This is a genomic window from Pseudomonas sp. B1-22, from assembly GCF_050474425.1.
Taxonomy (GTDB): domain Bacteria; phylum Pseudomonadota; class Gammaproteobacteria; order Pseudomonadales; family Pseudomonadaceae; genus Pseudomonas.
This window is the reverse complement of sequence record NZ_JBCHVH010000004.1, coordinates 650,655-663,017: the sequence shown is the minus strand read 5'-3', so window position 1 is coordinate 663,017 and position 12,363 is coordinate 650,655. Positions and strand designations below refer to the sequence as shown.

Sequence of the window (12,363 nt, the reverse complement as noted above, 5' to 3'; positions counted from 1 at the left end):
ACGCCTGCTATGCCTGCAATCAGATTCCTGCTCGCGCTCGCCTGCTCCGGCCTGCTGGCGGCAACGGCCGTCGGCGCCGAGCCGGTGAGCATCGAGTTGCCCAGGGAAACCGCGCGCCTAACGCCGTCGGACCTGCCCGGCTACGCCATCGCCAACCAGAAATGCACCATTTGCCATTCGGCGGACTACATCCAGCTGCAGCCTCCGGGCATGAGCGAAAGCCAGTGGCGCGGCGAAGTGGCGAAGATGCAGCACGCCTACGGCGCGCCGGTCGACGACCCGCAGGCCGATGCGATCGCGGCCTATCTGGCCGACGCCTATTCCGGCAAGCCCCACGCACAGACCGTCGCCGCGCAGGCGGTGCCGGCCAGCCCGGCGAAACAGGATGCCCGCAGCCTGCTCGACGCCAACGGTTGCCTGGGCTGCCATGCGCTCGACCGTACGGTGGTGGGCCCGGCCTACCAGGCGGTGGCCGGGCGCTACCGGAACGATCCGCAGGCGCTACGGAGCGTGACCGAGCACATTCGCCAGGGCGGGGTCGGGCGCTGGGGGCAGATCCCGATGCCGCCCTTCCCGGCGCTGGACGATGCGCAATTGAAGACGCTGGCCGAGTTCATCCTCGGCCAGCCAGCGCCCTAGCGGAGGAAGCGTCGCAGCGCCTGGTAGAGCTCCCGGTACAGGGCCTCCACCTCCTCCACGCCGCGAGCACGCAGAGCGCCGTGCACCAGGCCATGGCCGGGGAAGAATTCGCACTCGACTCCTGCCTCGCGCAAGGCCATGCAGTAGCGCTCACCGTCATCGCGCAGCGGGTCGAACTCGGCGACGGCGACGAATGCCGGCGGCAGGCCACGGAAATCGCCCGAGCGCAGCGGCAACGCCAGCGGATCACGCCAATCGCCGGCATGCGGCAGGTAGGCCGCCAGGCAAGCGTCGAGGTCCGCCCGCGACAACAGCGGCGCATCGGCACAGGACTTCCGCGAGGGTGTCTCGCCATCCCCCAGTGCGGGGTAGATCAGCAGTTGCCCGGCGGGTTGCGGCTCGCCCGCCTCACGCAGGGCCAGGCACAGGCCAGCGGCAAGGTTTCCGCCCGCGCTGTCGCCCATCACCAGCAGCCGTGAGGTATCGACCGGTTCGCCCAAGGTGCCATTGCGCAGGCGCCGCCAGACGGCGAGGCAGTCATCCAGCGCGGCGGGGTACGGATGCTCCGGCGCCAGCCGATAGTCCACCGCCACCACCAGCGCGCCCAGCTCGGCAGCCAGCTCGGCGGTGATGAACTCATGGGAGCCCAGGCCACCCAGCATCCAGCCGCCGCCGTGCAGGTAGAGCACGGTGGGCCAGCCGGTATCGGGAGGTAGACCGGCCGGACGGTACAGGCGTACGGCGGGCAGGCGGTCCAGGCACAGCTCGCTGATACGCAGGCCCGGCGGACGCGGCGGGGTGAAGTCGGCCGCCATGCGCTCGTAAGCCGCGCGCTGGGCTGTGATGGAAGGGTCCTTCGCGGCATAGGACTGGGTCCTCGCAACGAAGGCTTGCATGGCGTCAGACAGCGGATAGCGCCGCGTCATCGGCGATCAACCCGGTAGGCCGATGGTGCGTCCGACGTAGTCCGGGCGCGGCAATGTGCGGTGTGCCTCGGCCAGTTGCAGCACGCGCTCCAGCACCACACCTTCGAAAGGTGCCGAGCGTGCGCCGCCTTCGAGATTCACGTGCAGCAACATCTGTTCGCTGGCGGCCAGGGCGAGGTCTTCACCGGCGCGGTGCAGGCTGTGGAAGATATGCAGGCGCTTGCGGTCATGGGCGATCAGCTGGGTGCGCACTTCGACCTTCTCGCCTTCCTTCACTTCGTGCAGGTAGTTGAGGTGGACCTCGAGGGTGAACAGCGAGTCGTTCGTCGCGGCGCGGTGCTCGGCGTCGAGGCCCAGGTGGTCCATCAGGGCGTCGGTGGCGTAGCTGAACAGCAGCAGGTAGAAGGCGTCGCGCAGATGGCCGTTGTAGTCGGTCCACTCGGCGAGGATGGGGGTTTCGTAGGTTTTCAGGGCGTGGGTCATGTTCGCGTCCGAAGAGCCCCTCTCCCCGGCCCTCTCCCTGAAGGGAGAGGGGGTGGTTTGGAGCGAATGATGAACCGTGAGGTTAGTCGGCGAAGGCGAAGCCGTGCTTTGACTTGGTTTCCTTGATGGCGCCGAGCACCGCCAGCAGGCAGTCGTCGCGGTAGCGTTCCAGCTCGGCGATGCTGCGGCTGCCCTGCTGTTCGGAGGTGCCTTCCACCACGCGGTCGATCAGGGTGTCGGTCAGCTCGGGGGCCGGCAGGTAGGTCCAGGGCAGTTGCAGGGCCGGGCCGAACTGGGCCATGAAGTGGCGCATTCCGGCGTTGCCGCCGGCCAGTGTGTAGGTGAGGAAGGTGCCCATGAAGGACCAGCGCAGGCCGGCGCCGAAACGGATCGCATCGTCGATCTCGCCGGTGCTGGCGACGCCGTCGTTGACCAGGTGCAGCGCTTCGCGCCAGAGGGCTTCGAGCAGGCGGTCGGCGATGAAGCCGGGCACTTCCTTGCGCACGTGCAGCGGGCGCATGCCGAGGGATTCATAGACCTTGATGGCAGCCTGCACCGCTTCCGGCGCGGTCTTCTCGCCGCCCACCACTTCCACCAGCGGCAGCAGGTACACCGGGTTGAACGGGTGGCCGACCACGCAGCGCTCGGGGTGGGTGGCGTCGGCGTAGAACTCGCTGGGCAGCAGGCCCGAGGTGCTGGAGCCGATCAGGGCGTTGGGCTTGGCGGCGGCGCTGATTTTGGTGTGCAGCTCGCACTTGAGGTCGAGGCGTTCGGGGGCGCTTTCCTGGATGAAGTCGGCGTCGCGTACGCATTCTTCGATGGTGGCGACGAAGCGCAGGCGATCCTGCGAGGCGCCGGGGGCCAGGCCGGCCTTTTCCAGCGCCGGCCAGGCATTGGCGACGCGGGCGCGCAGCGCGGCTTCGGCGCCGGGGGCCGGGTCCCAGGCGATGACGTCGAGGCCGTGGGCCAGGGCGCGGGCGACCCAGCCGCTGCCGATGACGCCGCTGCCGAGGGCGGCGAAGGTTTTGATTTGGGTGATGAAGGACATGGAAGGCACTCCAAAGAAGGGCGATGGCAGCTGTAGGAGCGAGCTTGCTCGCGAACGGGGTCTGCACCGGGGGCAGGTTCGCGAGCAAGCTCGCTCCTACGAAGAGCAGTTGGTTAACGGGCCTTGAGGTTCATCTTCTTGCGCCCTTCGGCCGGGGTCAGGGCACGGCCGCCGAGGCGTTCGATGATCTCGATGGCGCGTTCGACCAGTTGGCCGTTAGTGGCATGCACGCCACGGTCGAGCCAGATGTTGTCTTCCAGGCCGACGCGAACGTTGCCGCCCAGCAGCATGGCCTGAGCGACCATGGGCATCTGCGAGCGGCCGATGCCGAAGCCCGCCCAGGTCAGGCCCTCGGGAATGTTGTCGGCCATGGCCTTCATGGTGGTGGTGTCGGCCGGCGCGCCCCACGGGATGCCCAGGCAGATCTGGATCAGCGGGTCCTCCAGCAGGCCTTCCTTGAGCATCTGCTTGGCGAACCAGAGGTGGCCGGTGTCGAAGATTTCCAGCTCGGCCTTCACGCCCAGCTCGGTAATGCGCTTGGCGCCGGCGCGCAGCTGGGCCGGGGTGGAGACGTAGATGAAGTCGCCGTCGCCGAAGTTGAGGGTGCCGCAGTCCAGGGTGCAGATTTCCGGCAGCAACGCCTCGACATGGGCCAGGCGCTCGATCGGGCCGACCAGGTCGGTGCCGGCGCCGAATTCCAGCGGCCGATCGCCCTTGCCGATCTCAAGATCCCCGCCCATGCCGGCAGTGAGGTTGATGATGACGTCGGTGTCGCTCTCGCGGATGCGTTCCACCACTTCGCGGTAGAGGTTCACGTCGCGGCTGGGCTTGCCGGTCTGCGGATCGCGCACGTGGCAGTGGGCGACGGTGGCCCCGGCCTTGGCGGCCTCGATGGCGGCGGCGGCGATTTCCTTGGGGGTTACGGGGATGGCCGGGTGCTTGCCGACGGTGTCGCCGGCGCCGGTCACTGCGCAGGTGACGATGACTTCGTAGTTCACGATAGGGCTCCTTCGTGTGGGCGAGCGGAACCCCTGCGCGGCGGCGCGCAGGGCGTCCTCTGGAGAGGAGTTACTTGAGCGAGGCCTGGACAGCGCCGAGGCCATCCTTGCCGTCGAAGGTGGTCACGCCGTCGAGCCACTTCTGCAGGGGCTCGGGGTGTGCCTTGAGCCAGGCCTTGGCGGCGTCGACCGGCTGGGTGCGGTCGAGGATCGGCTCCATCACCTGGCTGACCTGTTCGCTGGTGAAGCTCAGGTTGTGCAGCAGCTTGGCAACGTTGGTGCACTGCTGCTGGTAGCCGCCGGCGGTCATGATGGAGACGGTGGCGGCGCCTTCGTTGGGGCCGAACACGTCGTCGCTGCCGGTGAGGTACTTCATGTCGATCTGCAGGTTCATCGGGTGCGGCTTCCAACCGAAGAACACCACCCACTGCTTGCGCTTGATGGCGCGCTTGACCGCGGTGAGCATGCCGGCCTCGCTGGACTCGACGATCTGGAAGCCCTTCAGGCCGAACTTGTCGTCGGCGATCATCTTCGCGGTGATGCGGTTGGAACCGCTGCCCGGCTCGATCAGGTAGATCTTGTTGTCGAGCTTGTCCTTGAACTTGGCGATGTCGGCGAAGGTCTTCAGCCCGCCGTCATACACGTAGGTCGGTACGGCGTAGGTGGACTGTGCGTCGCCCAGGGTGGCCGGGGTGATGACGTCGATCTGCTGCTTGTCGAGGTAGGGCTTGGCGACCGGTTGCATGGTCGGCTGCCAGTAGCCGAGGAAGACGTCCAGCTGCTTGTCGGCCATGCCGGCAAGAACGATCTGCTGCGAGGCGCTGGTCTGCTTGACCTTGTAGCCCAGGCCGTCGAGCACGGCTTCGGCAATTGCACTGCTGGCCACCACGTCGGTCCAGTTCACCGACCCCATGCGTACGTTCTGGCATTGCGCGGGCTCGGCGGCCCAGGTGGTGTTGGCGGCGACTAACAGCGCGGCGCAGCCGACCGCTTTGATCATTGACTTCATGACATCTCCCACAAGGCCTTTGCGGCGTTGGTTATCGTTGTTGTTTGTCATGCGGTCCCACACGGCGGGACTGGTGTTCACGTTACGCAGCCGAAGACCCCGCGAATCGCACTGGGGCGACCAGCTCTTGCACAGCAGCGACCACCCCGATTGCCAGCGCCGGCGAATTGCACTATGCCAATCGAACGCGCCAATCGAACGCCTCCCGGCTGCCTTGAATCGCACGGTACCCACCATGTCCCAAGACTTCTGGTTCCTGCTGTTGCCCGGTTTTTCCGTGATGGGTTTCGTCTCCGCCGTGGAGCCGCTGCGCGTGGCCAACCGCTTCCGCGGCGAGCTCTACCGCTGGCACCTGATGAGCCTGGATGGCGGACCGGTGCTGGCCAGCAACGGCATGTCGATGAACGCCGACAGCGGCCTGGAGGCGCTCAAGCGCGGCGACACGCTGCTGGTGGTGGCCGGCTTCGAGCCGCTGCGCGCCTGCACCCCGGCATTGCTGCACTGGCTGAAACGACTCGACCGTGACGGCGTGACCCTGGGCGGTATCGACACCGGCAGCTTCGTGCTGGCCGAGGCCGGGTTGCTCTCGCGCCAGCGCTGCACCGTGCACTGGGAGGCGCTGGAGGCCTTCCGGGAGACTTATCCACAGGTGGAGGCGACCCAGGAGCTGTTCGAGATCGACGGCCCGCGCATCACCTCCGCCGGCGGCACGGCGTCCATCGACCTGATGCTTGACCTGATCGCCCAGGACCACGGCCCGGAGCTGGCGGTGCAGGTCTCCGAGCAGTTCGTGGTCGGCCGCATCCGCACCCGCCAGGACCACCAGCGCCTGCAGGTTGCCAGTCGCTACGGGGTGAGCAACCGCAAGCTGGTGCAGGTGATCGGCGAAATGGAGCGCCACACCGAACCGCCGCTGTCCACGCTGGAACTGGCCGAGCACATCCGGGTCACCCGGCGCCAGCTGGAGCGGCTGTTCCGCCTGCACCTGCACGACACGCCATCGAACTTCTACCTCGGCCTGCGCCTGGACAAGGCGCGCCAGCTATTGCGCCAGACCGACATGAGCGTGCTGGAGGTCGGCGTGGCCTGCGGCTTCGAGACACCCTCCTACCTGTCGCGCAGCTACCGGGCGAAGTTCGGGGTATGTCCGAGCCAGGACCGGGTGGGGTTGCGCAAGACGACGGCCAAGGCAGCTTCCCCGCCGGTCTGACGCCCTTGTAGGAGCGCGCCATGCGCGCGATTCGCGGGCATGGCCCGCTCCTACAGGGGGCATTGCCGTACGGAAAGAGCGCCAACGCATGATTGGCAATATCTGTGGGATTACCGTCATTTACCCCATTCGGGGCCGGGCGGAGTATGGAGATCAGGTTGCCACCCTCACTGCCTCATTCCTCACTGCCTACCGGAGACCATCATGAGCGAAGCCCGTCCCCCTCTCCCGCCCTTCACCCGGGAAACCGCCATCCAGAAAGTCCGCCTCGCCGAGGACGCCTGGAACAGCCGTGATCCACAGCGCGTGTCGCTGGCCTATACCCCGGACAGCCATTGGCGCAACCGCGCGACCTTCATCGAAGGCCGCGAGCAGATCGTCGAGTTCCTAACGGCCAAGTGGGTCCGCGAGCTGGAGTACCGGCTGATCAAGGAACTCTGGGCCTTCACCGACAACCGCATCGCCGTGCGCTTCGCCTACGAGTGGCACGACGACTCGGGCAACTGGTTCCGCTCCTATGGCAACGAGAACTGGGCGTTCGATGAGAACGGACTGATGTTCGAACGGCGCGCCAGCATCAACGACCTGCCGATCCGCGAGGACCAGCGTCTGTACCGTTGGCCGCAAGGGCGCCGCCCGGACGATCATCCGTCGCTCAGCGAGCTGGGGCTGTAGCGACGGAAACGACAGGGGCCTAGTAGCGCATCTAACTCTGCGGTCACAACGCGGGAATCTGTTCGCCTGCTCACGAAATTGCGCCAGCATGGCGCAACGTGAATTGAAGGCTCCGCGCAGATCAGCGCCGCTGCACTATCGTTGACCGCAGTACTCTCAAGGAAGGTTCCCAGCAAGGCTCTCCGCCCGCTCCTGTCATCCCTCGCCATTGCCGTTGGCATGGCCCTCGGCCATCCCGTCGCCATGGCGGCCGTTACCCCGTCGTCTACCGCGCAGGCTTCCGCCGCCACCGAACTGACGTGGCCCCGCGACTTCGCCCTGGGCGAGCAGCACGTGCAGATCTTCCAGCCGCAGATCGAAGCCTGGGACGGCACCCGCATGAGCGGCCGCGCGGCGATTGCCGTGGGCGCCGCCAACGGCGCGCCGACCTATGGCGTGGCGCTGTTCTCCGCTGCCGCCACCATCGAGAAGGACGCCGGCCTGGTACAGCTCACCGATATCCGTGTTGACAAGGTAGAGGTCCCCACCGAGCCGGACAGTGCCGGCAAGGTGCGCGACGTTCTGATGGCGCATCTGCCCCAGAACGGCCTGACCGTCTCCCTCGACCAACTGCAGGCCAGCTATGCGGTGAACCAGCAACTGGACAAGCTGCGCCACGTCGAAGTGAAGAACGACGCGCCGCAGATCGTCTTCGCCGCCACCCCGACGGTGCTGGTAATGATCGATGGGCAACCGGACTGGCAGTCGCTCCCGGGCAGCGATTTCGAGCGGGTGGTCAACAGCCGTGTGCTGATCCTGCGCGATGCCCAGGGCAACAACTACCTGCATGCGGCGGGCAGCTGGTACACCTCCCAGTCGCTGGATGGCAGCTGGCTGGTGTTGAGCCAGCCGCCCCAGGCATTGGTCAACGCCCAGCAGGTCGCCGCCAAGGCCGGCCCGGTGGACGCGCTGCTGCCCAAGGGCGGCAAGCCGCCGGCCAAGGCGCCGGCGGTGCTGGTCGCTACCCAGCCCACCGAACTGATCGTCAGCGATGGCACCGCACAGATGGCGCCGGTGGATGGCGTCGGCCTACTGACCATGCAGAACGCCGACCACGCGGTGTTCGTCGATCCCATGCACAACACCTGGTACGTGCTGGTCTCCGGTCGCTGGTTCAGTGGCCCCGGTGAAAAGGGACCGTGGCGCTTCGTCGAGGGCAAGGACCTGCCCGCCGATTTTGCCAAGATTTCGCCCAAGGACCCGAAGGCCAACGTGCTGGTCTCGGTACCCGGCACGCCGCAGGCCAAGGAAGCCGCCATCGCTGCGAGCATCCCGCAGACCGCCACCGTCTCGCGCAGCAAGACGACGCTGAAGGTGAACTACGACGGCGCGCCGAACTTCCAGCCGATCTCCGGCACCCGCCTCAGCTATGCAGTGAATACCCCGACGCCAGTGATCGAAGTGGCGCCCAACCAGTTCTATGCGGTGAGCAACGGCGTCTGGTTCGTCGCTCCCGCCGCCACCGGTGCCTGGCAGGTGGCGACCGAAGTACCGGCGGCGATCTACGGCATCCCGCCGAGCTCGCCGGTGTACTACGTGACCTACGTGCACATCTACTCGGTCACTCCGCAGACCGTGGTGGTGGGCTACACGCCCGGCTACCTGGGCGTGGTGGTGAACAGCGCCGGCACCGTGGTCTACGGCACCGGCTACACCTACCCGGCGTACGTCAGCAACACCGTGTACTACGGCTACCCGCCGACCTACGGCTACGGCGCCGGCTTTGCCCTGGGGACGCTGACCGGGTTCGCCTTCGGGTACGCCGCCGGCGCCTCCTGGGGCGCACCGGAACCCTACTGGGGACCATACTGGGGCCCCTACCCGGCCGGCGGCTGGAGCTACACCAATATCAACCAGGCGAACTTCTACGGGCGCTGGGGCCAGGGCTCGGTCACCCACGCCTACGGCTACAACGGCTGGACCGGCACCCAATGGCAGGGCAGCTCGGCGGTGGGCTACAACCCGCGCACCGGCACACGCTTCCAGGGGGCCCAGGGCGCGGCCTTCAACCCCTACACCGACCAGGGCGCCGCCGGCCGCCGGGGCGCCTACGCCAATGCCTCCACCGGGATGTCCGGCGCGGGGCGCAGTGGCGTGGCCTATGACGCCGACAGCGGCGACTTCAAGGCTGGCCAGCAGGGCATCCAGCACAACGCCCAGACCGGCCGCACCACCATTGCCCAACGGGGCGTCTCCGGCGACGTGGACGACGGTCGCGGCAGCTACGACCACCAGAACCAGGGCATCAGCTACAACCGCCGCACCGGCAACTCGGTGGCCTGGAACAACGGCGACATCTATGCCGGCCATGACGGCAATGTCTACCAGCACACCCAGGATGGCGGCTGGCAGCAGCACACCAGCAACGGCTGGCAGACCGTGCAGCCGAACCAGGCCAACGTGCGCAGCCAGCTCGACCAGCAATGGCAGTCGCGCCAGCTGGGCCAGCAGCGTTTCGACCAGACCCAGCGCCAGTGGGGCGGTGGCGGCTTCGGCGGCGGACATTTCGGAGGTGGGCGCTTCGGCGGCTTCCGCCGCTGACGCTGTGGACAAGGTTTTCCACACCCTGAACGGCTGTGGAAAACCTGGCGGGCAGGGCTGAGAAACTTATCCACACGCCTTGCCCTCGCCCTCTCAGGCTCGGCAAGATGCCCGCTTCCATCCAACCCGCGGGGTTGCCGTGACCGCTCTGTTCCAGGCCCTCTGGCCGTTGTTCGCGCTGATCGTCGGCGGCTACGTGCTGCGTCGCAAGGGGTTCCCCGGCGAGGCGTTCTGGCCCGCCGCCGAGCGGCTCAACTACTTCCTGCTGTTCCCCGCGTTGCTGGCCAGCAGCCTGGCCAATGCGCCGCTGAACGATCCCGGCCTGGCCCGTCAGGCGCTGGCGGTGATCCTCGGTCTGGGCGTCGCCTGGGGCGCCCTGCTGGTGGTCAAGCGCCTGCGCGGCTGGAGCGCGGCGCGCTTCGGCGCCATCGCCCAGGGCGTGCTGCGCTTCAACACCTACCTGGGGCTGGCCGCCGTGGGCAGCCTGTACGGCAAGCCGGGGCTGACCCTGGCCGCGCTGATGCTGGCTTTGATGGTGCCGACGGTGAACGTGATGTCGGTGTGGGCGCTGACCGCCGAGCGCGGTATCAGCCTGCGCGGGCTGTTGCTGCCGATCATGAAGAACCCGCTGATCCTCGCCTGCGCGGTCGGCGCGCTGCTCAATGTGAGCGGCATCGGCCTGCCCGGTGGCAGCGACCGGCTGCTCAACCTGCTGGCGGTGGCGAGCCTGCCGCTGGGCCTGCTGTGCGTGGGCGCGGCGCTGCAGCCGCAGGAGCTGCGCGCGGAAGTCGCGGCGCTGGGCTGGAACTGCGCGGTACGCCTGCTGGCGATGCCGCTGCTGGCCTTCGTCATCGCCCGCCTGCTGGCCCTGCCGGCGCTGGAAAGCGCGCTGCTGGTGCTGTTCTTCGCCCTGCCCACCGCGCCGACGGCCTATGTGCTCACCCGCCAGCTGGGCGGCGAGAGCCATCTGATGGCGGGGATCATCACCCTGCAGACACTGCTGGCCGGCGCCAGCCTGCTGGTGGTGATGGGGGCGATTCAGGCGCTGGGCTGAGCTGCATCCCGGCCAAGCCGGAAACTTATCCACATGGCACGACGCTTCCGTAGGAGCGGATCTTATCCGCGATCCGGCCCGCAGGCCGGTGCAAAGCGAAGGATTCGCGGACAAGGTCCGCTCCTACAACGGACGCCGCCGTTCAACCTGCAACTTACCCACACGGCCTGACATCGGTTCGCGAGCAAGGACTGGGCGTCCCCCTCGCTCCTACAAAGAACCGCTCCCGATCAACGGCAACACCCCGCGAAAGCCTGCTGAAAGCTTGACCTCCTAGCATCGCCGCCTCGGCCCTACCGGCCACACAAAAACAACAATCGGTGAATGCCATGTTCCGTTGCCTGTCCTCCCCCGCTCCGTTCGCGCTGCGCCCGTTTATTCACAGCTGCCGCTGATCCCCGCGCCGAATCGGAGTTATCCCCATGCTGACTTTCCTCGCCTTCGCCATGGTGGCGACCTTCATGTTCCTGATCATGACCAAGCGGCTGTCGGCGCTGATCGCGCTGATCCTGGTCCCGATCTCCTTCGCCGTGCTCGGCGGTTTTGCCGCAGGGCTCGGGCCGATGATGCTGGACGGCATCCGCACCCTGGCGCCGACCGGCGTGATGCTGATGTTCGCCATCCTCTACTTCGCCATCATGATCGACTCGGGCCTGTTCGACCCGGCGGTGCGCAAGATCCTCAAGCTGGTGAAAGGTGACCCGCTGAAGGTCTCGATGGGCACCGCCGCGCTGGCGATGATCGTCTCGCTCGATGGCGACGGCTCGACCACCTACATGATCTGCGTGGCCGCCGTGCTGCCGCTGTACGGCCGGCTGGGCATGAGCCCGCTGCTGATGGCCTGCCTGATCATGCTCTCCAGCGGTGTGCTGAACATGACGCCCTGGGGCGGCCCCACCGCCCGCGCCGCCAGCGCGCTGCACGTGGACCCGGCGGATATCTTCGTACCGATGATCCCGGCCATGCTGGTCGGCATCACGGCGATCTTCGCCATCGCCTGGATCTACGGCAAGCGCGAGCGCGCGCGCCTGGGCGAGCTGCACCTGCCGACCGACCACGAAGCGCTGGCCGAGGTCAGCGTCTCGCAGTACCCCGAGGCACGCCGGCCGAAGCTGCTGTGGTTCAACGGCGCGCTCACGGTGACGCTGATGGCGACCCTGATCGCCGGCCTGCTGCCGATGCCGGTTCTCTTCATGATCGCCTTCGGTATCGCGATGATCGTGAACTATCCTTGCATCATCGAGCAGAAGAAGCGTATCGGCGCCCACGCCGAGAACGTCCTGGCGGTGGTTTCGCTGATCTTCGCCGCCGGGGTCTTCACCGGCATCCTGCAGGGCACCGGCATGGTCGAGGCGATGTCCAAGGGCCTGCTGGCGGTGATTCCGCCGTCCATGGGGCCGTATCTGGCGACCATCACGGCGCTGGTGAGCATGCCGTTCACCTTCTTCATGTCCAATGACGCTTTCTACTACGGCGTGCTCCCGGTACTCTCGCAGGCCGCCGCGCAGTACGGCATCGCCCCGGTGGAAATGGCCCGTGCCTCCATCGTCGGCCAGCCGGTTCACCTGCTCAGCCCACTGGTGCCTTCGACCTACCTGCTGGTGGGCCTGGCCAAGGTGGACTTCGGCGACCACCAGCGCTTCACCCTGAAATGGGCCGTGCTGGTGTGCCTGGCGATCCTTGCCGCCGCGCTGGTGCTGGGCCTGTTCCCCCTGTTCAATAAATGAACAGTTCAACCATC

The 12,363-nt window shown here is 67.2% G+C and carries 11 protein-coding genes; 6 read left to right on the top strand and 5 right to left on the bottom strand.

The genetic code is table 11. The features are described 5' to 3' along the window. The first annotated feature begins 9 nt into the window (after positions 1-9). Entirely contained in the window at positions 10-639 is a 630-nt protein-coding gene (locus ACQ5BL_RS18630) for a c-type cytochrome (RefSeq protein WP_243807405.1), read from the top strand. On the opposite strand, the gene ACQ5BL_RS18625 is transcribed toward ACQ5BL_RS18630, so the two are convergent. The 5 genes from ACQ5BL_RS18625 to ACQ5BL_RS18605 form a co-directional block, all read right to left on the bottom strand. Continuing rightward, the gene (locus ACQ5BL_RS18625; RefSeq protein ID WP_243807403.1) at positions 636-1,565 is read right to left on the bottom strand and encodes an alpha/beta hydrolase; all 930 of its coding nucleotides are present in this window, start codon (positions 1,563-1,565) and stop codon (positions 636-638) included. The genes ACQ5BL_RS18630 and ACQ5BL_RS18625 overlap by 4 nt on opposite strands. Before the next feature lie 6 nt (positions 1,566-1,571). Beyond that, complete coding sequence (locus ACQ5BL_RS18620; protein ID WP_243807401.1) at positions 1,572-2,048, bottom strand: thioesterase family protein; 477 nt, start codon at positions 2,046-2,048, stop codon at positions 1,572-1,574. Between the two features lie 82 nt (positions 2,049-2,130). Next, positions 2,131-3,096, bottom strand: coding sequence for an L-carnitine dehydrogenase (locus ACQ5BL_RS18615; RefSeq protein ID WP_243807398.1), 966 nt, complete (start codon positions 3,094-3,096; stop codon positions 2,131-2,133). A 113-nt stretch (positions 3,097-3,209) separates the two neighbouring features. Continuing rightward, complete coding sequence (locus ACQ5BL_RS18610; protein WP_243807389.1) at positions 3,210-4,094, bottom strand: 3-keto-5-aminohexanoate cleavage protein; 885 nt, start codon at positions 4,092-4,094, stop codon at positions 3,210-3,212. Positions 4,095-4,164: 70 nt separating this feature from the next. Then, on the bottom strand, positions 4,165-5,103 hold the full coding sequence (locus ACQ5BL_RS18605; protein ID WP_207884913.1) for a choline ABC transporter substrate-binding protein: 939 nt from the start codon (positions 5,101-5,103) through the stop codon (positions 4,165-4,167). Positions 5,104-5,338: 235 nt separating this feature from the next. Here ACQ5BL_RS18605 and ACQ5BL_RS18600 point away from each other — a divergent pair, with 235 nt between their 5' ends. The 5 genes from ACQ5BL_RS18600 to ACQ5BL_RS18580 all read left to right on the top strand — a co-directional run bounded on the left by ACQ5BL_RS18600 (position 5,339) and on the right by ACQ5BL_RS18580 (position 12,349). Then, a complete protein-coding gene (locus ACQ5BL_RS18600; protein ID WP_243807386.1) occupies positions 5,339-6,313 on the top strand; it encodes a GlxA family transcriptional regulator in 975 nt (324 codons plus the stop codon). A gap of 204 nt (positions 6,314-6,517) precedes the next feature. Continuing rightward, the gene (locus ACQ5BL_RS18595) at positions 6,518-6,988 is read left to right on the top strand and encodes a DUF1348 family protein (protein ID WP_207884911.1); all 471 of its coding nucleotides are present in this window, start codon (positions 6,518-6,520) and stop codon (positions 6,986-6,988) included. Positions 6,989-7,207: 219 nt separating this feature from the next. Then, positions 7,208-9,568, top strand: a complete 2,361-nt coding sequence (locus ACQ5BL_RS18590; protein WP_243807376.1) for a carbohydrate-binding family V/XII — start codon at positions 7,208-7,210, stop codon at positions 9,566-9,568. A gap of 79 nt (positions 9,569-9,647) precedes the next feature. Next, positions 9,648-10,622 carry an AEC family transporter gene (locus ACQ5BL_RS18585; RefSeq protein WP_243807374.1) on the top strand — a complete coding sequence of 325 codons (975 nt, stop codon included), beginning with the start codon at positions 9,648-9,650 and terminating at the stop codon, positions 10,620-10,622. Between the two features lie 422 nt (positions 10,623-11,044). Beyond that, positions 11,045-12,349 (top strand): CitMHS family transporter, encoded by a 1,305-nt coding sequence (locus tag ACQ5BL_RS18580; protein WP_243807371.1) that lies wholly within the window; start codon positions 11,045-11,047, stop codon positions 12,347-12,349. Positions 12,350-12,363: the final 14 nt, after the last annotated feature.

Excerpts from the sequence above, each read along its gene's own strand:
- ACQ5BL_RS18600 (WP_243807386.1), top strand. The coding sequence starts at position 5,339 with ATGTCCCAAGACTTCTGGTTCCTGCTGTTGCCCGGTTTTTCCGTGATG.
- ACQ5BL_RS18590 (WP_243807376.1), top strand. The coding sequence starts at position 7,208 with ATGGCCCTCGGCCATCCCGTCGCCATGGCGGCCGTTACCCCGTCGTCT.
- ACQ5BL_RS18580 (WP_243807371.1), top strand. The coding sequence starts at position 11,045 with ATGCTGACTTTCCTCGCCTTCGCCATGGTGGCGACCTTCATGTTCCTG.
- ACQ5BL_RS18620 (WP_243807401.1), bottom strand. The coding sequence starts at position 2,048 with ATGACCCACGCCCTGAAAACCTACGAAACCCCCATCCTCGCCGAGTGG.
- ACQ5BL_RS18605 (WP_207884913.1), bottom strand. The coding sequence starts at position 5,103 with ATGAAGTCAATGATCAAAGCGGTCGGCTGCGCCGCGCTGTTAGTCGCC.
- ACQ5BL_RS18630 (WP_243807405.1), top strand. The coding sequence starts at position 10 with ATGCCTGCAATCAGATTCCTGCTCGCGCTCGCCTGCTCCGGCCTGCTG.
- ACQ5BL_RS18615 (WP_243807398.1), bottom strand. The coding sequence starts at position 3,096 with ATGTCCTTCATCACCCAAATCAAAACCTTCGCCGCCCTCGGCAGCGGC.
- ACQ5BL_RS18595 (WP_207884911.1), top strand. The coding sequence starts at position 6,518 with ATGAGCGAAGCCCGTCCCCCTCTCCCGCCCTTCACCCGGGAAACCGCC.
- ACQ5BL_RS18625 (WP_243807403.1), bottom strand. The coding sequence starts at position 1,565 with ATGACGCGGCGCTATCCGCTGTCTGACGCCATGCAAGCCTTCGTTGCG.